19 protein-coding genes are annotated in these 17,932 nt (G+C 71.6%); 7 read left to right on the top strand and 12 right to left on the bottom strand.

Going from position 1 to position 17,932, the window contains the following annotated elements:
- Nucleotides 1-56 precede the first annotated feature (56 nt).
- The 5 genes from OG943_RS42655 to OG943_RS42635 all read right to left on the bottom strand — a co-directional run bounded on the left by OG943_RS42655 (nucleotide 57) and on the right by OG943_RS42635 (nucleotide 5,079).
- Nucleotides 57-1,241 (bottom strand): glycosyltransferase, encoded by a 1,185-nt coding sequence (locus OG943_RS42655; RefSeq protein WP_328606552.1) that lies wholly within the window; start codon nucleotides 1,239-1,241, stop codon nucleotides 57-59.
- A 102-nt stretch (nucleotides 1,242-1,343) separates the two neighbouring features.
- A complete protein-coding gene (locus OG943_RS42650) occupies nucleotides 1,344-1,865 on the bottom strand; it encodes a general stress protein (RefSeq protein ID WP_328612319.1) in 522 nt (173 codons plus the stop codon).
- A gap of 118 nt (nucleotides 1,866-1,983) precedes the next feature.
- The gene (locus OG943_RS42645) at nucleotides 1,984-2,859 is read right to left on the bottom strand and encodes an alpha/beta fold hydrolase (RefSeq protein ID WP_328606551.1); all 876 of its coding nucleotides are present in this window, start codon (nucleotides 2,857-2,859) and stop codon (nucleotides 1,984-1,986) included.
- A 59-nt stretch (nucleotides 2,860-2,918) separates the two neighbouring features.
- Entirely contained in the window at nucleotides 2,919-3,863 is a 945-nt protein-coding gene (locus tag OG943_RS42640) for an RNA polymerase sigma factor (RefSeq protein ID WP_328606550.1), read from the bottom strand.
- A 19-nt stretch (nucleotides 3,864-3,882) separates the two neighbouring features.
- Nucleotides 3,883-5,079, bottom strand: a complete 1,197-nt coding sequence (locus OG943_RS42635) for an acyl-CoA dehydrogenase family protein (protein WP_328606549.1) — start codon at nucleotides 5,077-5,079, stop codon at nucleotides 3,883-3,885.
- A 240-nt stretch (nucleotides 5,080-5,319) separates the two neighbouring features.
- Here OG943_RS42635 and OG943_RS42630 point away from each other — a divergent pair, with 240 nt between their 5' ends.
- Entirely contained in the window at nucleotides 5,320-5,628 is a 309-nt protein-coding gene (locus tag OG943_RS42630; RefSeq protein ID WP_328606548.1) for a DUF4190 domain-containing protein, read from the top strand.
- Between the two features lie 46 nt (nucleotides 5,629-5,674).
- On the top strand, nucleotides 5,675-6,496 hold the full coding sequence (locus OG943_RS42625) for a DUF4190 domain-containing protein (protein ID WP_328606547.1): 822 nt from the start codon (nucleotides 5,675-5,677) through the stop codon (nucleotides 6,494-6,496).
- Between the two features lie 34 nt (nucleotides 6,497-6,530).
- Here OG943_RS42625 and OG943_RS42620 read toward each other — a convergent pair whose 3' ends face one another.
- Nucleotides 6,531-7,436: a slipin family protein gene (locus OG943_RS42620; protein ID WP_328606546.1), complete on the bottom strand. Its 906-nt coding sequence runs from the start codon at nucleotides 7,434-7,436 to the stop codon at nucleotides 6,531-6,533.
- A gap of 93 nt (nucleotides 7,437-7,529) precedes the next feature.
- Here OG943_RS42620 and OG943_RS42615 point away from each other — a divergent pair, with 93 nt between their 5' ends.
- From OG943_RS42615 to OG943_RS42600, 4 genes are all read left to right on the top strand, one after another.
- Nucleotides 7,530-8,426, top strand: coding sequence for an aminoglycoside phosphotransferase family protein (locus tag OG943_RS42615; RefSeq protein WP_328606545.1), 897 nt, complete (start codon nucleotides 7,530-7,532; stop codon nucleotides 8,424-8,426).
- A 71-nt stretch (nucleotides 8,427-8,497) separates the two neighbouring features.
- Nucleotides 8,498-9,853 carry a magnesium transporter MgtE N-terminal domain-containing protein gene (locus OG943_RS42610; RefSeq protein WP_328606544.1) on the top strand — a complete coding sequence of 452 codons (1,356 nt, stop codon included), beginning with the start codon at nucleotides 8,498-8,500 and terminating at the stop codon, nucleotides 9,851-9,853.
- Nucleotides 9,846-10,343 (top strand): DUF1003 domain-containing protein, encoded by a 498-nt coding sequence (locus tag OG943_RS42605; RefSeq protein WP_328606543.1) that lies wholly within the window; start codon nucleotides 9,846-9,848, stop codon nucleotides 10,341-10,343. Before OG943_RS42610 ends, OG943_RS42605 begins: the two co-directional genes overlap by 8 nt.
- Nucleotides 10,344-10,379: 36 nt before the next feature.
- Nucleotides 10,380-11,525 carry an Mrp/NBP35 family ATP-binding protein gene (locus tag OG943_RS42600; protein WP_328606542.1) on the top strand — a complete coding sequence of 382 codons (1,146 nt, stop codon included), beginning with the start codon at nucleotides 10,380-10,382 and terminating at the stop codon, nucleotides 11,523-11,525.
- 104 nt (nucleotides 11,526-11,629) lie between these two features.
- Here OG943_RS42600 and OG943_RS42595 read toward each other — a convergent pair whose 3' ends face one another.
- The 5 genes from OG943_RS42595 to sigE form a co-directional block, all read right to left on the bottom strand.
- Nucleotides 11,630-12,121 carry a hypothetical protein gene (locus OG943_RS42595; protein ID WP_328606541.1) on the bottom strand — a complete coding sequence of 164 codons (492 nt, stop codon included), beginning with the start codon at nucleotides 12,119-12,121 and terminating at the stop codon, nucleotides 11,630-11,632.
- A 73-nt stretch (nucleotides 12,122-12,194) separates the two neighbouring features.
- Nucleotides 12,195-12,626 carry a Sec-independent protein translocase protein TatB gene (tatB, locus tag OG943_RS42590; protein WP_328606540.1) on the bottom strand — a complete coding sequence of 144 codons (432 nt, stop codon included), beginning with the start codon at nucleotides 12,624-12,626 and terminating at the stop codon, nucleotides 12,195-12,197.
- 88 nt (nucleotides 12,627-12,714) lie between these two features.
- The gene (locus OG943_RS42585) at nucleotides 12,715-14,238 is read right to left on the bottom strand and encodes a trypsin-like peptidase domain-containing protein (RefSeq protein ID WP_328606539.1); all 1,524 of its coding nucleotides are present in this window, start codon (nucleotides 14,236-14,238) and stop codon (nucleotides 12,715-12,717) included.
- 213 nt (nucleotides 14,239-14,451) lie between these two features.
- Nucleotides 14,452-15,117, bottom strand: a complete 666-nt coding sequence (locus OG943_RS42580) for a zf-HC2 domain-containing protein (protein ID WP_328606538.1) — start codon at nucleotides 15,115-15,117, stop codon at nucleotides 14,452-14,454.
- Nucleotides 15,114-15,731: an RNA polymerase sigma factor SigE gene (sigE, locus tag OG943_RS42575; protein ID WP_328606537.1), complete on the bottom strand. Its 618-nt coding sequence runs from the start codon at nucleotides 15,729-15,731 to the stop codon at nucleotides 15,114-15,116. The genes OG943_RS42580 and sigE overlap by 4 nt, the downstream gene beginning before the upstream one ends.
- 190 nt (nucleotides 15,732-15,921) lie before the next feature.
- Between sigE and OG943_RS42570 the strand changes: the two genes are divergently transcribed.
- Nucleotides 15,922-16,575 (top strand): O-methyltransferase, encoded by a 654-nt coding sequence (locus OG943_RS42570; RefSeq protein ID WP_328606536.1) that lies wholly within the window; start codon nucleotides 15,922-15,924, stop codon nucleotides 16,573-16,575.
- 109 nt (nucleotides 16,576-16,684) lie between these two features.
- Here OG943_RS42570 and OG943_RS42565 read toward each other — a convergent pair whose 3' ends face one another.
- The gene (locus OG943_RS42565; RefSeq protein WP_328612318.1) at nucleotides 16,685-17,887 is read right to left on the bottom strand and encodes an MFS transporter; all 1,203 of its coding nucleotides are present in this window, start codon (nucleotides 17,885-17,887) and stop codon (nucleotides 16,685-16,687) included.
- Nucleotides 17,888-17,932 lie beyond the last annotated feature (45 nt).

Below are 17,932 nucleotides of genomic sequence, written 5' to 3'. Positions count from 1 at the left end.
CCGGGTGAAACGCCGGGAACTCCGCGATAACCGGGAATTCCGACGGTCGGGCTGCCTCAAACGAGTGATTCAAGATCGCCGGTGAAAGCGGTGAGGGCGGGCAGGCCGAGGACGCGGCGCTGGAAGGCCCGCGTGGCCAGGCCGTAGGACGGCTCGTCGAGCACCTGCTGAAGGCCGGCGGCCAACGCGTCCGGGGTGAGCCCGGCGGCCTCGGTCCGGACACCCAGTCCCAGCTCGTGGACGCGGACCGCGTTCCCGGGCTGCTCGGCGAACAGCGGGAGGGCGACCATCGGCACGCCGGCCGACAGCGCCTCGCGGACCCCGCTGAACCCCGCGTGCGTGAGGAACAGGTCGCACGCCCCGAGCAGCGAGCGCTGCGGCACGAACGCCGCCAGGTGCACGTTGGCCGGGCGCGGACCGGTCCACCCGGCCACGGCCTGGTCGCTGCCGAGCACGGCCACCGCCTGCACGGGCAGCGAGCCCAGCGCGGCCACGGTGATGCCCATCAGCTCGGACCCGGTGGCCAGCAACGAGTGCGCGTTCGAGCCGAAGCCGGCCAGCACGAACGGCCTGTCCGGCGGAAGGTCCACGATGGCCGGGTCCAGCGGCGGTTCGTCGGCCACGCCGGGCACGCGGTAGTACCGATGGCCAGGGGTCCGCTGCTCCTCGGGGTACCACGGCTCCGGCAGCAGGCCCGCGGTGAGCCGGCCCGACGCGTGCGCGGCCGAGCCGATCGCCGGCAGGCCGAGGTCCTCACGCAGCCGGTTCAGCCGCTCGGTCAGGTCCGGTACCAGCCGCCCGATCAGCGGCGCGATGTCGATCACGGCCGACGGCAGGCCGAGCACCTCCGCGGCCAGGTAGCCGCCGTACTCGTTGGTCTCGCGCACGATCACGTCCGGCCGCCAGGTTTTCGCGGCGTCGAGGAGATCGGCAGCGAACTCCGCGGTCATCAAGTCGTTGAACAGCGGGACGGACAGCGGGCCCGTCCGCTCGGGCCGCCACTGCCGCAGCTTCCCCAGGTCCAGCCCGGCCAGCAGTTCGGGCCGCCGCCCGACCTCCTCGGGCGCCAGCACGCGGGGCAGCACCAGCACCGGCACCCCGAGCCGTTCGATCTCCGCCGCGACCGCCCCGCCGGTGGCGATCGCGATTTCGTGCCCGGACCGCCGCAACGCCAGGGCCACCGGCACCACCACCGGCACGAGATGCGAACGAATGGGCAAGCCGGTCAGCAAAATTCGCACCACGGAACCCTTCCCCCGGTTTTCCGAAGCCGATCGGAATGCAGAATAGCCGCCGCGTCGCTCGAATTCTCTCGAGAATCCGGGCCACCGCCACGAATGGCGTCAGGCCGGCGCGGCCGGCGGCTTCAGCGCGAGCTTCGCCAGCAGCCCGCGCCCCTGCTCGGCCGTGCGCGGCTGGCACAGCACGTCGTAACGGCCCGCGACGAGCTGGCTCGCCGAGGAGAAATCGCGGCGGCCGCGCGACATGCCGTACCCGAGGGCGGAGAACAGCAGGCCCGCCAGTATGCCGAGCACCAGCCCGGTCAGCAGCTGCAACGGGAAGCCCTGGTTCACGAACATTCCGAGCAGCAGCCCGGCGAAGAGGCCGAACCACGCGCCGGAGACCGCACCGGCGCCGAGCGCCCGGCCCCACGACATCCGGCCGATCACGCGCTCCACGAGCATCAGGTCGACGCCGACGATGGTCACGTCGGTGACCGGGAACTCGCTGTCGGCCAGGAAGTCCACGGCCTGCTGGGCCTCGCCGTAAGTGCCGTACGAGCCGATCGGCCAGCCGGTGGGCGGGGTCGGGAGACGCGGCAGCCCGGCCGCCGGCCGCCCGCCGCCAAAGGGACTGCTCACCATCGTCTCCTGCGCACTCGTCCGGACCGGGGACTCCATCTTGTCAAGAACCGGCGAACCGTGCGAACCGCGTACACCGCCAGGAGCCGGTGAATGGCGTTCACCGGCTCCTCGCTGGGGCTCAGCGGGCGACGAAGCCCACCACCGCCCGGGCGAACGCCTCCGGCTCCTCCAGGTGCGCGAAGTGGCCGCTGCGCTCGAACACCACCAGCCGCGAACCCGGGACGCCGTCGTGCAGTTCCTCCGCCCAGCGCACGCCGCAGATCACGTCGTAGCGGCCGACGAGCACCAGCGTGGGCACCTCCAGCGAGCCGAGCAGTGCCCGGTCGTCGATCACGTCCGGCTCCAGACCGGCGTCGAGGCCGGAGATGAACACCCCGGACGTCTGCTCCGGCAGCGGGCCGAACTCCGCGAGCCGGCCCCAGAAGTCGGCGAAGTACGCCGGCATGATGCCGCGCACGGCCACGGTCACGTCCTCGTCGGAGCTCAGCGCGCCGAGCGAGGCGAAGGCGGCGAGGACGGCCGGCAGCTCGGGGTTTCCCTCGTTCCGCGCGGCGAACTCCGCCACCTTGGCCATCGCCTCCTTGCCGTGTTCGGGCCCGGTGACCGGCGCGCTGTCGTAGAGCACGACGCCGGCGACGCGTTCCGGGTGGGTGAGGGCGAGGCGCTGGGCGACGAAACCGCCGTGGGAGTGGCCGAGGAAGTGCGCCCGTTCGAGGCCGAGGTGGTCCAGCAGGCCGAGGACCGCCTGGACGTAACGGTCGCGCGTGTAGCCGTGCGGGTGCGTGGCGAGCCGGCCCGAGCCGCCGGTGCCGATCGGCTCGACGTAGACCACGGTCAGGTGCTCCTCGACGGCGGGCATTCGCAGGTACTCCCAGGTGATGCCGGGGCCGCCGGAGTGCGCGAGGCACACCGGGCCCTGGCCGTGCACGTGGTAACGCTGGACGACGCCGTCCAGCTCGACGGTGTGGGTGCCGGGGGTGAGGCGGTCGGTCATGCGGTGCTCCGGTGGTGCGGGTGTGGACAGGACACCCGCACGATGCGGCCCGGACGCGGTTAGTTCGCCCCACTCGCTGTGACGGCGGTCATAGGCGAGTGGTGCAGCCGGAGCCGGGTCACGCGCCCCTGGTCCAGCGACATCAGCCAGGTGACCCCGGGCGGGCAGTGCTCCGGGTCGTCCGGCGGGTTCAGCAGGTCCATCTCCCAGACGACGAGGTCACGGCTCGCCACCGTGTGCACGAGCCGCTGGCGCACGCCCGCGGTCAGGTCGCCTTCCATGCCGCGCAGCAGGAACCCGGGCCCGATCACCGGCTCCGGGCCGCCGAGGAAGGCGACCCGCGGCGACCACCGGTCGGCCAGCACGCGGTGGAACTCGCCCCGCTCGGCGGCGGCGAGGGTGTCGAGCGCGTTCTGCCTGCTGCGCGCGGCGAACAGCCCGGCGTCGTCGTGCGCCACGGCCGACGTCGCCCGCAGCGCCTCGGCGAGCTTGGCCCGGCCCTGGCTGAGCCGGCTGCGGACCGTGCCGACCGGGATCCCGCAGGCGCGGGCGATCTCCTCATAGGACGTGACGCGCTCGCTGAAGTGCCGCAGCATCATCACCAGCCGCACGGGCGGCGACAGGTCCTCGATGGCGCGCCAGAGCCAGTCGCGCATCGCGTGGCTCTCCAGCAGCTGCTCAGGCGTCGCCTGGGTGGACGGCGCGAGGTCCCACCCGCCGTCCACCGGAATGTCCTTAGTGGACCTCAGCCGCGCGCGGCCCGCGTTGCGCACCACCATCTTCAGCCACGGGCCCACCGCGGCCGGGTCACGCACGTCGCCGATCCGGCGCAGCGCGACCACGGCCGCGTCCTGCACGGCGTCCTCAGCGTCGGCGGTCCGCCCGAGCACGGCCAGCGCCACCGCGCGCATGCCCGCCTCGTGCCGCGCGAGCAGCGCGCCCAGCGCCGTCACGTCACCGGACTGCGCGGCACGCGTGAGCTCAACATCGGAAGGAGCGGGCACGCCTCCAGATTACGGTGTCCTAGGACTTCGCCTTGTACTCGCGCAGGAGGCCGCGGCTGATGATGGTCTTCTGGATCTCGCTGGTGCCCTCGCCGATGAGCAGGAACGGGGCCTCGCGCATCAGCCGCTCGATCTCGTACTCCTTGGAGTAGCCGTAACCGCCGTGGATGCGGAACGACTCCTGCGTGACCTCGGCGCAGTACTCGCTCGCGATCAGCTTCGCCATGCCGGCCCCGACGTCGTTGCGGGCGCCGGAGTCCTTGAGCCGCGCGGCGTTCACCATCATCAGGTGCGCCGCCTCGACCTTCGTGGCCATCTCCGCGAGCTTGAACGCGATCGCCTGGTGCTCGGCGATCGGCTTGCCGAAGGTCTTGCGCTGCTGGGCGTAGTCGATGGCCAGCTCGAACGCGCGGATCGCGATCCCGCACGCGCGCGCCGCGACGTTCACGCGGCCGACCTCGACACCGTCCATCATGTACGAGAAGCCCTTGCCGGGCGCGCCGCCGAGGACCTTGTCGGCGCCGATGCGGAAGCCGTCGAACACGGCCTCGGTGGTGTCGACGCCCTTGTAGCCCATCTTCTCGATCTTGCCCGGGATCGTCAGGCCCGGCGCCACTTCGCCGAAGCCCTCGGGCTTCTCCACGAGGAACGTGGTGAGGTTCTGGTGGGCCTTCTCCGCGCCCTCGTCGGTCTTCACCAGCAGGGCGATCAGATTCGAGCTGCCGCCGTTGGTGAGCCACATCTTGGCGCCGTTGATGACGTAGTCGTCGCCGTCGCGCCGGGCACGGGTCTTGATCGCCGCGACGTCCGAGCCGAGGTCCGGCTCCGACATCGAGAAGCTGCCGCGGACCTCGCCGGTCGCCATGCGCGGCAGGAAGTGCTGCTTCTGCTCCTCGGTGCCGTGGCGGGAGATCATGTGCGCGACGATGAAGTGCGTGTTGATCACGCCGGACACGCTCATCCAGCCACGCGCGATCTCCTCGACCACCAGCGCGTAGGTCAGCAGCGACTCGCCGAGCCCGCCGTACTCCTCCGGGATGGTGAGCCCGAACAGGCCCATCTCCTTCATGCCTTCGACGATCGCCGTCGGGTAGGTGTCGGAGTGCTCCAGCTCCTGCGCGTGCGGGATGACCTCCTTGTCCACGAACGAACGGACGGTCGCGAGGATCTCGGACTGCACGTCGGTCAGGCCGTCGGTCTGGGCAAGGCGGGCCATCACAGCTCCCTTCGGCGGGCGACGCCGGCTCCCGGCGCTGGGTTACCGGCGAGTATGACGGTAATCCGGCCACCCTGCTATGAGGGTGCTCACGCCTCCGGCCGGTTCCACGCGTTAAGGTGCGGATCCACCGCCGAAAGCGACATCCCGGGCCGCCTCGTGACCGTCCCGGGGCTTCGGGGTTCAGGGCTTCCGGCGCGCCCGGGCCGGACGGAGATTCCGCCGAGGGAGGGACACCCGATGAGTGAGCGTTACGAGCAGCCGTCGTTCGAGCACCAGCCCTACCCTCCGCAGGGGCCGCCGCCCGGCGCGGGGCTCGCGATCGGTTCGCTGGTGTGCTCGATCGCGGGGCTGATCGTCTGCGCTCCGGCGGCGATCGCGGGGATCGTGATGGGGCACATCGCGTACGCGCGTTCACGCCGCGGCACGGCGACCGGCGGCGCGGTGGCCGTGGCGGGCTTCGTGATCGGGTACCTCGGACTGCTGGTGTGGGGGATCATGATCCCGTTCGTCCTGCACGAGCTGGTCAAGTACGGCGCCTTCGGCTGAGGCGCCCCGCTACGGTGGAGACCCGCACGACCCGAGGGGGCATCCGATGACCAACCCGTCCGACCCGGCCAACCCGTCCGAGCCGACCGGCCAGGCGCTGCCGTCCGAGCCGTCGCAGCCGTCGGCCCAGCAGCAGCCGCCCGCGCCGTTCTCACCGCCGGACCAGCCGAGCGACCCCACCGCGGGCGACGCCACGGCCTACTCGACGCCGTCGGACTCGTTCACGGCTCCGTACGACTCGCCGTCCGCGACGACCCCGTACGCCCCACCCGCGACGGCCGAGCCGGGCCCCTTCGACGCGCCGTCCACTTCGGATCCCGCCGCGACGGCGAGCCCGGTGTCGGGTGGGTTCGCGGCACCTGGGGGCCAGACCACCGCCGCGCCGTATGCCGGTGGGCCGGCCGCGGCGCCCAGCTCGGACCCGTTCACCCCGCCGCAGGCCGGCGCGTACTCACCGCCCGCCTATCCCGGGCAGCCCTACCCCGGGGCGACGGCGGGCTACCCGGCCGCGGCACCACAAGGTCAGCTGCAGCCCTACGGCCAGCAGCCCTACGGCCAGCCGTACCCGCAGCCGCCCTTCGCCCAGCCGTACTCGCCGTACGGGCCGATGGGCTCACCGCAGTCGCAGGACAGCGGGCTCGCGATCGGCGCGCTGGTGTGCTCGCTGCTCGGCCTGCTGACCTGCCTCGTCGCGGTCCCGGGCATCATCATGGGCCACATCGCGCTGAGCAAGGCCAATCGCGGCGAGGCCGGCGGCCGCGGCATCGCGCTGTCCGCCGTGGTGATCGGCTACGTGATCGTGGCGCTGTACATCGGCTTCTTCGTGACGATCATCATCCTGGGCGTCAACGGCTACCTCGACAACTGACATCCAGAGGTGCGTCCGCCGGCACTGAGGCGGCTCACTCGGACTCGGTCAGCGCGTCGCCCGGCTGGCGGGGCGAGGGGGTGATCCGGCCGTTCGCCTCCGGCTGCGCAGGCTCCGGTGGGGCGGGCTCCGGTGGGGCGGGCTCCGGCACAGCAGCCGGTGCCGCGGGCGCGGCCGCTGCGGCCGGCCGCGGGGTGGCCGCGTCGAGGAACCGCAGCAGCTCCACCGGGAACGGCAGCACCAGGGTCGAGTTCTTCTCCGCCGACACCTGCACCACGGTCTCCAGCAGGCGCAGCTGCAGGGCGGCCGGGGTGTCGGCCATCGTGGCCGCCGCCTGGGACAGCTTGTACGACGCCTGCAGCTCGCCGTCCGCGGAGATCACCCGGGCGCGGCGCTCCCGCTCGGCCTCGGCCTGGCGGGACATCGAGCGCTTCATCGTCTCCGGCAGGGCGACGTCCTTGATCTCGACGCGGTCGATGTGGATGCCCCAGTCGAGCGCCGGGCTGTCGATCATCAGCTCCAGGCCCTGGTTGAGCCGCTCACGGTTCGACAGCAGGTCGTCGAGGTCGCTCTTGCCGATGATCGACCGCAGCGAGGTCTGCGCGACCTGCCCGACGGCCGCGCGGTAGTCCTGCACGTTCACCGAGGCCACGATCGGGTCGACCACCTTGAAGTACACCACCGCGTCCACGCGCACCGTGACGTTGTCGCGCGTGATGCCGTCCTGCGCGGGCACCGGCATGGTGACGATCTGCATGTTCACCTTCTGCAGCCGGTCGGCCACCGGCCACAGCCACGTCAGCCCCGGCTCGCGCAGCTTCGGGCGGACCCGGCCGAAGCGGTACACCAGGCCGCGTTCGTACTGCTTCACGACCCGCAAGGTGGACCCCAGCCACACCCCGCCCACGACTACGACCGCACTCAGAATTTCGACGATCATGGCAGCTCCCGGGTCCGTCGCCCCTGGTCTGCCCACTCTACGCGCGCCGCGCACCAGGGGAAATGGACTGGACACCGGTGACAGGCTGAACCGGTGACCCCGCTGCGGATTCCGCCCGCCTTCGCCGCCCGCGCGCCCCGGGTGCTCGGCCCCGAAAGCCGGCCATGGCTCGCCGCTTTGCCCGGCTTGGCCGAGAAGTACTCCCGCGAGTGGGGCCTGACGCTGGAGGGCGAGGCGATGCACGGCTTCGTCGGCGTCGTCCAGCCGGCGCGCCGAGCGGACGGCACCCCGGCCGCGCTCAAACTCGGCTGGGTGGAAGAGGAATCGCGGTACGAGCCGCTCGCACTGTCCACATGGGCCGGTCGCGGATCGGTGCTGCTGCTGGAGTCCGCGCCCGCCGACGGCGTGATGCTGCTCGAACGCCTCGACCACACCCGGACGCTGGACCACGAGCCGCTGCTCGAAGCCGTCGACGTGATGAGCGGGCTGGCGCGGCGCCTGGCCATACCCGCGCCGCCCGAGCTGTCGCGGACCCTGCGCGGCGAGGCCGAGCGGCTGCTCGACGAGCTGCCGAAGGCCTGGCACGAGCTGGGCGAACCGCTCCCCCGCCGGCACCTCGACGCCGCGCTCGAGGTGTGCCGCGACCTCGGCCCGTCCGCCGGCCACGCGCTGGTGAACGAGGACCTGCACTACCAGAACGTGCTCGCCGGACAGCGTGAGCCGTGGCTCGTGATCGACCCCAAGCCGCTCTCCGGCGACCTCGAGTACGGCGTGTTCTCCCTGCTGTGGAACCGGTTCGACGAGTCCACATTGGATTCGAAGACCGAGGTCACCGGGCTGGACGTGGAGCTGGTGAAGGCCTGGACGCTGGTCCGCTCCGTCGAGAACCAGCTGTGGTTCGCCGAAGACCTGCGAGACACCGGGGACCTCGGCGACGAGCAGCCCGCGTACGAGTCGCTCCCGCGCCTCGTTTTGTGGGCCATGTCCTGACTAAGAGGACACGAAGAACCCCACTCGGGCGGTGCGGGCGCGACGGCGCGGCAGCCGATAGTGTCTGGTGCATGTCCGCCGTGAACAGGGTTTTCGCAGCTCAGCTGGCAGGTCTGCCGGTGTTCGGACCCGACGGGGAATCGATCGGGAAGGTCCGTGACGTCGTCGCGGGCCTGCGGCTCGACCAGCAGCCGCCGCGTGTCCTCGGCCTGGTGGTCGAGCTGGCGACGCGGCGGCGCGTCTTCGTGCCCATGCTGCGCGTGACGTCGATCGAGCCGAACGCCGTGACGCTCGCCACCGGCTCGGTGAACATGCGCCACTTCACCCAGCGCCCCAACGAAGTCCTGGTGTGCGGGCAGCTGCTCGACGCCCATTCGACGCTGGTCGGCACCGAAACCCGCGTCACCGTCGTCGACGCCGCGCTGGAGCCCACCCGCACGCGTGACTGGGTGCTGGCCAAGCTGGCGATCCGCGAACGCTCCACGCGCCTCGCGCTGGGCCGCCGACGCGCGGCGATGCAGGTGGTGCCGTGGAGCGAGGTCGCGGGGCTCGGCCTCACCGACCTGTCCGGGTCGCCCCAGGGCGCGGGGCAGCTGCTGATGCTGTTCGACACGATGCGCGCGGTCGACGTCGCCGCGACCGTGCGGGACCTGCCGCTCAAGCGCCGCCACGAGGTGGCCGACGCGATGGACGACGAGCGCCTCGCCGACGTCATCGAGGAGCTGCCCGACGACGACCAGAAGGAGCTGCTCGGCTACCTGACCGAGGATCGCGCCGCCGACATCCTCGAGGCGATGAACCCCGACGACGCGGCGGACCTGCTGTCCGAGCTGACCCCCGACGAGCAGCTGCGCCTGCTGGAGCTGATGGAGCCGGAGGAGTCCGCGCCGGTCAAGCGGCTGCTGGCGTACTCCCCCGACACCGCGGGCGGCCTGATGACGCCGGAGCCGGTGGTCCTCACGCCCGACGCGACGATCGCCGAGGCGCTCGCGCACATCCGCAACGCCGACCTGCCCGCCGCGCTGGCCACCATGGTGTTCGTCTGCCGTCCGCCGTCGGCGACACCGACCGGGCGGTTCGTCGGCGTGGCGCACTTCCAGCGGCTGCTGCGCGAGCCGCCGGCCGAGCTGATCGCGAGCGCGGTCGACACCGACCTCACCGCGTTGCGCCCGACGGCGTCGCTGCCCGAGGTGACGCGGTACTTCGCGGCGTACAACCTGGCGTGCGGCCCGGTGGTCGACGCCGAGGACCACCTGCTCGGCGCCGTCACCGTCGACGACGTCCTCGACCACCTGCTGCCCGACGGCTGGCGCGAAACCGGCCTGCGCGACGTCGCCGACGGCGTCGAAACCGCTGATGCCACAAGTACTTCCGGGCCTGCTGAAACCACCAAGACCGCCGAGACCCAAGGGGCCGAACGTGCCTGAACTCACTTCGGGCCGCCGGCTCGACCAGCCGCGCGGGCAGGCCCGGCTGCGGCTGAACATCGACCCGGACACCTTCGGCAGGCTGACCGAGCGCCTCGCGCGATTCCTGGGCACCGGCAAGTACCTGTTCTGGCAGACGCTGATCGTGGTCATCTGGATCGTGCTGAACCTGGTGGCGGTCTCGTTCCGGTGGGACCCGTACCCGTTCATCCTGCTCAACCTGGCCTTCTCGACACAGGCCGCGTACGCCGCGCCGCTGATCCTGCTGGCGCAGAACCGGCAGGACGACCGTGACCGCGTCGCACTGGACGAGGACCGCAAGCGCTCCGCCCAGACCAAGGCCGACACCGAGTACCTGGCGCGCGAGCTGGCGTCGCTGCGGCTCGCGGTCGGCGAGGTGGCCACCCGCGACTACCTGCGCAGCGAGCTCGAACGGCTGCGCGAGGACCTCGATGTCGGGGCCAAGCCAAGGCGGACGAAGCAGGCGTAAAACACTGCCGCGCTACCAGTACGTAACATGGGCTGGGTGACGAGTACACAGCAGCTCCCCAGCGTCGACGACGTCCGCACAGCGCTGAAGGACGTGTACGACCCCGAAATCAAAAAGCCGATCACCGACCTCGGCATGGTGAAGGACGTAGTAGTCGGCGAAGACGGTGTGGTCACCGTCGGCATCTACCTCACCGTGGCCGGCTGCCCGCTCAAGGCGACGCTGACCGCGGACACCACAAATGCCGTCAAGAAGCTCCCCGGCGTCGCCGACGTGCGGGTCGAGCTCGACGTGATGAACGACGAGCAGCGCAGCGATCTCCGCAAGTCCCTGCGCGGCGACGCCGCCGAGCCGGTGATCCCGTTCGCGCAGCCGGGTTCCATGACGCGGGTGTACTGCGTGGCGTCCGGCAAGGGCGGCGTCGGCAAGTCTTCGGTGACGGTGAACCTGGCCGTCGCGATGGCGCAGCGCGGCCTGTCCGTCGGCGTCGTGGACGCGGACATCTACGGCCACTCGATCCCGCGCATGCTGGGCGCGCGCGAGAAGCCGACCAAGGTCGACACGATGATCATGCCGCCGCAGTCCCACGGCGTGAAGGTGATCTCGATCGGCATGTTCACCCCGGGCAACGCGCCCGTGGTGTGGCGCGGCCCGATGCTGCACCGCGCGTTGCAGCAGTTCCTGGCCGACGTGTTCTGGGGCGACCTGGACATCCTGCTGCTGGACCTGCCGCCGGGCACCGGCGACATCGCGATCTCGGTGGCGCAGCTGATCCCGAACGCCGAGATCCTGGTGGTCACCACGCCGCAGCAGGCCGCCGCCGAGGTGGCCGAGCGCGCGGGCGCGATCGCGATGCAGACCCGCCAGCGCGTGGCCGGGGTGATCGAGAACATGTCCTGGCTCGAAACGCCTTCGGGCGAGCGGATGGAGATCTTCGGCTCGGGCGGCGGCCAGTCGGTCGCCGACTCGCTGTCGAAGTCCATCGGCTCGCCGGTACCGCTGCTCGGCCAGGTCCCGCTCGACCCGCGCCTGCGTGAGCAGGGCGACGAGGGCACGCCGATCGTGCTCGCGGAGCCGGACGCGCCCGCGTCGCTGGTGTTGAAGGAAGCGGCGCAGAAGCTCACCGTCCGGGCCCGCGGCCTGGCCGGGATGATGCTGAACGTCAGCCCCGCCGGGCGCTGAACCCTACGTCCCTGAAGGCCACCTTCAGGGACCTAGCTGCCCTCAAGGCCACCTTCAGGGACGCCAGATGCCCTCATGGTGGCCTTCAGGGCATTCAACCAGGGTCAGGCGGCGTGCACGGTGACCAGCACGGTGTTCGCCTCGCGCAGGGAAACCCGGGTGTCACCGGCCTTCGTCACGGTCCAGTCCACGTCCTCGGGCTCGCCGGGGCCCACGTCGGCACTGCGGTCGGGCTGGCCCTGCACGTCGATGTTCTGCTGCTTGTCCGAGGTCACGGAGATCTTCACCTTCTCGCCGACCTGCACGTCGACGACGCCGGCGGGCGGGGTGACCTGGCCGTTCGCGTAGGCGACGGTGATCAGCACGTCGACGCCGGCCTCACCGGTCTCGCCGCCGCGTTTCACATTCGACTGGGCTCCCGCGGCGGGCGCGCTCGGCGAGCTGGGCGCGGCCGAGGAGCTCGGGCCGGCGGGCGTCACGACCGGAGTGGTGGTGGCCGGCGGCGCGGTGCTGGGCTCGTCGTCGGCGGTGCAGCCGGCGAGCGCCATCGCGGCGACAGCGACCGTCCCGGCCAGTACTCCCGTGCGACGTGACATCTCAAGACCTCCTGGCGGTTATGGACGGTTTGCCCAGAGGCTACCCAGGAAGATCGAAAACAGCCCGCAGGGGTCAGGTGGCGTCCGGGTCCACCGGCGGGCGCTCGCCCGGCTTCAGCGGCTCGGCCTGCGGGGCGATGCTCTGCGGTTTGACGCTGGACCCGTTGGAGCCATTGGACCCGTTCGAGCCGTTGGACCCGTTGGAGCCGCTCAGCGAGCCGAGCCCGAGCGGGTCCGAGTCGCCGTCGAACAGGTGCTGGGTGACCACGCGCTTGGGGTCGAAGTTGCGCAGGCCGCGCAGGTCTTCGAGCGGCTTGCGGAGATGGTCGAACTCCGGGCCCATCTCCTCGCGCAGCTGTTCCTTGGCACCAGTGGCGAACTCGCGGACCTTACGCACGCTCTTGGCCATCCACGACGCCGCTTCGGGCAGCCGCTCCGGCCCGAGGATGAAAAGACCGGCGACGATAAGCACGAGGATTTCGCCCCAGCCGACACTGTCGAACACCCGTGAACCTCCGCTCGCGCCTTACCGGCTCAGCCTACCCGGGCCACCCCGCGCTCCGGCAGGCCCGAACGCGAACCTGTCGACCAGGTCAGTCCGACCCGAGGGTGACGTCGACCACCAGCAACGCGCCGTCGCGCGCCAGCTGCACCGGGACCACCTCGCCGACGTCGTGGTTGCGCACGGCCACGGTCAGCTCGGCGGAGTCGCGGACCAGGCGGTCGCCGATCTTCGTGATCACGTCGCCCTCCTTGATCCCCGCGGCCGCGGCCGGGCCGTTCGGCGCCACGTTCTTCACCTGGGCGCCCATGGTGGAGGAGCCGGCGACCGTGGACGAGGCGTTGATCCCGATGTCCGCGTGGGTCACCTTGCCGTCCTTGATCAGCGCCTTGGCGATCTTGATCGCGTAGTCGCTCGGGATGGCGAAGCCGATGCCGATACTGCCGCCGTCGGAGCTGGAGGAGCGGATCGACGAGTTGATGCCGACCAGCGCGCCGGTGGAGTCGACGAGCGCGCCGCCGGAGTTGCCGTGGTTGATCGCCGCGTCGGTCTGGATCGCCTCGTAGGTCACCGGGGGCGAGCCGTTGTCGCCGCCCGCGGTGATGGGCCGGTTCAGCGCGCTGACGATGCCGGAGGTCACGGTGTTCTGCAGCGCCAGCGGGGAGCCGACGGCGATCACGGAGTCGCCCACCTGCAGCCCGGACGACTTGCCGATCTGCAGCACCACGGGATTGGTGACGTTCACCTTCACCACGGCGAGGTCGCTCTTCGGGTCCGAGCCGACGACCTTCGCCTCGGTGCGCGTGCCGTCGTTGAAGATGGCGGTGACCTTCACGGTCGAGTCGGCCACCGCGGTGCTGACCACGTGCTCGTTGGTCAGGATGTAGCCCTGCGGGTCGATCATCACCCCGGAGCCCTGCTCGCCGGAGTCCGCGCCGGGCTTGAAGACCTCGAGCGAGACGACGGCGGGCGACACCCGCTTGGCGATGTCGGCGACCGAGCCCGGCGGGCGCTCCTTGGCCGCGCCGGCCTCGGAGATCGTGGCGCTGCCGGTGAGTTCGGACCCGGTGTCGGCCACCCACCAGCCGACCAGCCCGCCGACCGCGCCGACGAGCAGCGCGACCACACCGAGCAGCACCAGCGCCTTCGTCTGCACCCGGCGGCCGAACAGCACCTCGGGCAGGCTCAGCAACGCGCCGGGCGGGCGCTGGCCGGGCTTCGGCTCGTCCTCGGCCGACACGGCGGGACCGGCGAGCACGGCGCCCGCGGCGGGGTCGCGCCACGGGTCGTTGTCGTCCGTCCACAGGGGAGGCTCCGCGGCGGCCGCCTCGCCGGTGGCCTCACGCGGCCGTTCCAGCAGCACGCCTTCGGCCCCCGGCGGGCGCCGGAACGCCTCCGCCAGCGATTCGGGCGCGGGCGGCGCGAGGCTCAGGTTCTGGCTGCCGTTGGACGCCGGGGTGTAGAGCTTGTCGAACGCGCCATCGACCCCACGCGGCCGGCCGAACACCGCCGTCTGGGCCGGATCCACGGTGGGGCGGTCCAGCGGGCGCGGGCCCAGCCGGTCGTCACCGGCGGAGCCCGGCTGGGCAGGGTTCGCGTCAGGCTGCTCGGTCATTTTTCCCCGGGGCTGAGATCAGGTGGCTGGGCGTCGACGATACCCAAGGCTCGACGTCCGAGTCTGCCCAGACGACGGTGAAATGGCTGTTGTCTGGGAACGCAAAAGGACAAATAGGACTCACGGTTCGGTAGAAGCGCCGCGAAAGCACTGAGGGCCCACCTGATAACCAGGCGAGCCCTCACCAAGCGGATCTTCGAACAAGCAGGGTTTTCAGCGAGCCGGGACCACCGAGGTGGTGTCGCTCACCGGTTTGATCGAGGTCGACGCGGCCGACTGGAGCGGCTGCGGCACCTGCATCTGGGCCGGCAGCAGGTTCGCGTTCGGCGGCGGCTGGGTGCCCGGGTCGGGCGAGCCCTCACCGCTGTCCGCCGACGTCCCCACCAGGGCCAGCGCGCTCAGCACCAGGCCCGAGACGACCACGCCCGCGCCTTGGGCCGCCTTCTTGCGGCTGAAGGTGAACCGGCCGCCGCCGAGCACGTTGGACGAGTGCCCGAGCGGCGCGGTCGAACCCAACGGGGTGCCCCCGAAGACTCCGCCTTCACGCAGGCCGGCGACGCGGTCGGGACGCTGGATGGCGACGAGCTGGCCGTCGGCCGTCATCGCCAGGTTGTCGGGTGAGCTGGGCAGGTCGGTGTGCTCCGGGATGGAGCGGAGGCTGGCCAGGAACCCGGCCGACATGGACGGGGCGCCGGCGCGCTTGACCGCCGCGACGGCCTGCCGCTGGGCGGCCACCTCGGCCGCGCAGCCGGGACAGCGCGCGATGTGCGAAGCGGCCCGGTCCTGCGGGCCCAGCGAAAGCTCGCCGTCGACGAACGCGACGACTACGTCCGGTAGCAGATGCGACTCGGGGAGGCCCCAACCTCGCGGTGCGGTCATACCGACACCTTCGCAGACTCGTTCCGCTGCGCGCGGCGGCGCTCGAGCGAGGCGCGCAGCGCCTGGCGGCCACGGTGGATCCGGCTGCGGACGGTGCCCAGCTTGACACCGAGCGTCGCGCCGATCTCTTCGTAGGAAAGGCCTTCGACGTCACACAGCACCACGGCCGCGCGGAACTCCGGGGGCAGCTCGTCGAGCGCCGCCTGCAGGTCCGGGTCCAGGTGCGTGTCGGTGTAGACCTGCTCCGGGCTCGGGTCGTCGCCGACGATCCGGTCGGTGTCGTCCGGCAGCCCCTCCATGCGCACCCGGGAACGGCGGCGCGCCATGTCGAGGAACAGGTTCGTGGTGATCCGGTGCAGCCAGCCCTCGAAGGTGCCCGGCTTGTAGGACGCCAGCGAGCGGAAGACGCGGATGAACGTCTCCTGGGTCAGGTCTTCGGCGTCGTGGGCGTTACCGGTCAGGCGGTACGCCAGCCGGTAGACCCGGTCGGCGTGCTCGCGCACGATCTCGTCCCACGAGGGCGGCGTCCAGGCCGCCTCGCCGCCACCGTCCACGGCGACCGGCTCGGCTTCGGGCATTTCGGCGTTCTGCATCAGGGGAGCAGGCACCTCCATCTGCGTGTCTCCTCTTCTGCTCAGTCAACGCGGTCGGGGTGCACGGAGTTCCCGTGCGCTTGGACCTGAGTCTCGCGGGTCTCCCTATGGTTCTAGTGAGACAGGACTGAGAACAGCCTGAGAAGTTATTTCGGCGGGCTTACCAGGGAGCCTTCGCGGATTTATCGACAACCAACGCTAACCTTCGCGCGTGAGTTCCGGGACGCATGCGGCCTCGGCAGCCGATCCGGTCGGCGCCGAGTACGTCGACGGGTACCTCCCCGACGACGACGTACTGGCCGCGGCGCGAGCGCGCGCGGCCGATCTCGGCTGTGTCCCGCTGGCCTCGGGGGCGGGCGCGACCTTGCGTTTCCTCGCCGCGACGGTGGGCGCGCGGGCGGTCGTGGAGGTCGGCACGGGCACCGGCGTGAGCGGGCTGCACCTGCTGCGCGGCATGGCCGCGGACGGCATCCTGACCTCCATCGACCTCGAGCCGGAGTACCAGCGCGCCGCGCGCAAGGCGTTCCTGGAGGCGGGCTACCCGCCGGGCCGGACGCGGCTGATCGTCGGGCGCGCGCTGGACGTGCTGCCGCGGCTCACCCCCGGCGGCTACGACCTGGTGTTCATCGACGCGGCGCGGATCGAGTTCCCCAGCTACTACGAGAAGGGCGTGGCCCTGCTGCGCCGCGGCGGGATCATCGCGTTCCACAACGTGCTGGCCGGTGGCCGCGTCGCCGACCCGTCCCGCCGCGACCCGGAGACGCTCGCCCTGCGCGAGGTCGCCCGCGCGATGCGCGAGGACGAGCGGCTGGTCCCGGCGCTGCTCCCGGTGGGCGGCGGACTGCTGGTCGCGGCCGCCTGCTGACCTGCCCTGAAGGCCACCTTCAGGGTCGTACATGCCCTGAAGGCCACCTTCAGGGTCGCAGATGCCCTCAAGGTGGCCTTCAGGGCAAAAATGACCCTCAAGGTGGCCTTCAGCGCGGCGCCAGCTCACGGCGGGCCGGGGCGGGCGAGCGGACGGTCGTGCCCACCCAGACCGCGGCGACGGCCAGCAGCAGCCACACCACGACCGCGCCGATCAGCCAGGCCCAGCCCGCCTGGCCGTAGACCGCGCTGCCGATCGAGCCGCCGACGCTGCTGCCCAGGTAGTACATGAGGGTGTAGGTGCCGCCGACCTGACCGCGGGCGTTCGACGGCGACTCGGCCGCGGCCCAGCCGTTCGCGATCGCGTGGGCGGCGAAGAACGCGCAGGTCAGCACCACGAAGCCGAGCACGACCATGGGCAGCGAGTCCGAGATGGTCAGCGCGGCGCCCACCGCCATCAGGACCAGCGCGGCGCTCACGGCGCGGCGGCGGCCGATCCGGGCGGCGAACCGGCCCGCCGTCGCCGACGAGACCGAGCCCAGCGCGTACGCCAGGAACACCAGCGAGGCGATGGCCGGTGACAGGTTCAGCGGGGAACCGGTGAGCCGGAAGCCCGCCGCGTTGTAGAGCGCGACGAACGAGCCCATCGCGAGCAGCGCCACGGCGTACTGCGCGAGCAGCACCGGCTTTCGCACGGCGGCGACGAGCCCGGCGCCGACGTCACGAAGGGTCTGCCGCTCGGCGCCCGGCTGCCGGATCGACGGCGGCAGCGCGACCGCGGTGATCACCGCGCACACCAAGGAAATCCCGGCCACGACGTACAGTGCCCCGCGCCAGCCGAGCGGGCCCGCGGTGAAGCCCGTCGCGAGCCGGCCGGTCATGCCGCCGATGGAGTTGCCCGCGATCATCGCGCCGACGGCCGCGGCCACGCCCGTCTTGCCGAGCCGCTCCACGAGGTACGCCGTGGCGACGCCGGGGAAGCCCGCGATCGCGACGCCCTGAACCGCGCGTAGCACCAGCATCAGCGAGTACGACGGCATCAGCGGCAGCAGCAGGCCCAGCAGCGCGGACAGCAGCACCGACGTCAGGATCACCGGCCGCCGACCGACCACTTCGGACAGTGCCGCGATCGGCAGCACGGAGATGGCGAGCGCGCCGGTGGCGACGCTGACCGCGAGCGAGGCGCCGGCGGGGTCGAGGTGGTACTGCTCGGCGAGCTGCGGCAGCACCGGTTGAGGGGCGTAGAGCAGGGCGAAGGAGGTGAATCCGGCGGCGGCGACGGCGACCTTGACTCGTCGGGTGGGAGCGGTAATGGTCACGACTCTGAAAGTAAGCAGCGCTAACCAATACGTCCAATA

The sequence above is a fragment of the Amycolatopsis sp. NBC_00345 genome (assembly GCF_036116635.1).
Lineage (GTDB): Bacteria > Actinomycetota > Actinomycetes > Mycobacteriales > Pseudonocardiaceae > Amycolatopsis.
This window is presented reverse-complemented; position numbering and strand designations above follow the sequence as displayed.

Bases quoted from the DNA above. Each gene is read 5' to 3' on its own strand.
- OG943_RS42650 (WP_328612319.1), bottom strand. From the start codon at position 1,865: ATGGTGAGCAGTCCCTTTGGCGGCGGGCGGCCGGCGGCCGGGCTGCCG.
- OG943_RS42645 (WP_328606551.1), bottom strand. From the start codon at position 2,859: ATGACCGACCGCCTCACCCCCGGCACCCACACCGTCGAGCTGGACGGC.
- OG943_RS42635 (WP_328606549.1), bottom strand. From the start codon at position 5,079: ATGGCCCGCCTTGCCCAGACCGACGGCCTGACCGACGTGCAGTCCGAG.
- OG943_RS42630 (WP_328606548.1), top strand. From the start codon at position 5,320: ATGAGTGAGCGTTACGAGCAGCCGTCGTTCGAGCACCAGCCCTACCCT.
- OG943_RS42625 (WP_328606547.1), top strand. From the start codon at position 5,675: ATGACCAACCCGTCCGACCCGGCCAACCCGTCCGAGCCGACCGGCCAG.
- OG943_RS42620 (WP_328606546.1), bottom strand. From the start codon at position 7,436: ATGATCGTCGAAATTCTGAGTGCGGTCGTAGTCGTGGGCGGGGTGTGG.
- OG943_RS42610 (WP_328606544.1), top strand. From the start codon at position 8,498: ATGTCCGCCGTGAACAGGGTTTTCGCAGCTCAGCTGGCAGGTCTGCCG.
- OG943_RS42595 (WP_328606541.1), bottom strand. From the start codon at position 12,121: ATGTCACGTCGCACGGGAGTACTGGCCGGGACGGTCGCTGTCGCCGCG.
- OG943_RS42585 (WP_328606539.1), bottom strand. From the start codon at position 14,238: ATGACCGAGCAGCCTGACGCGAACCCTGCCCAGCCGGGCTCCGCCGGT.
- OG943_RS42580 (WP_328606538.1), bottom strand. From the start codon at position 15,117: ATGACCGCACCGCGAGGTTGGGGCCTCCCCGAGTCGCATCTGCTACCG.
- sigE (WP_328606537.1), bottom strand. From the start codon at position 15,731: ATGGAGGTGCCTGCTCCCCTGATGCAGAACGCCGAAATGCCCGAAGCC.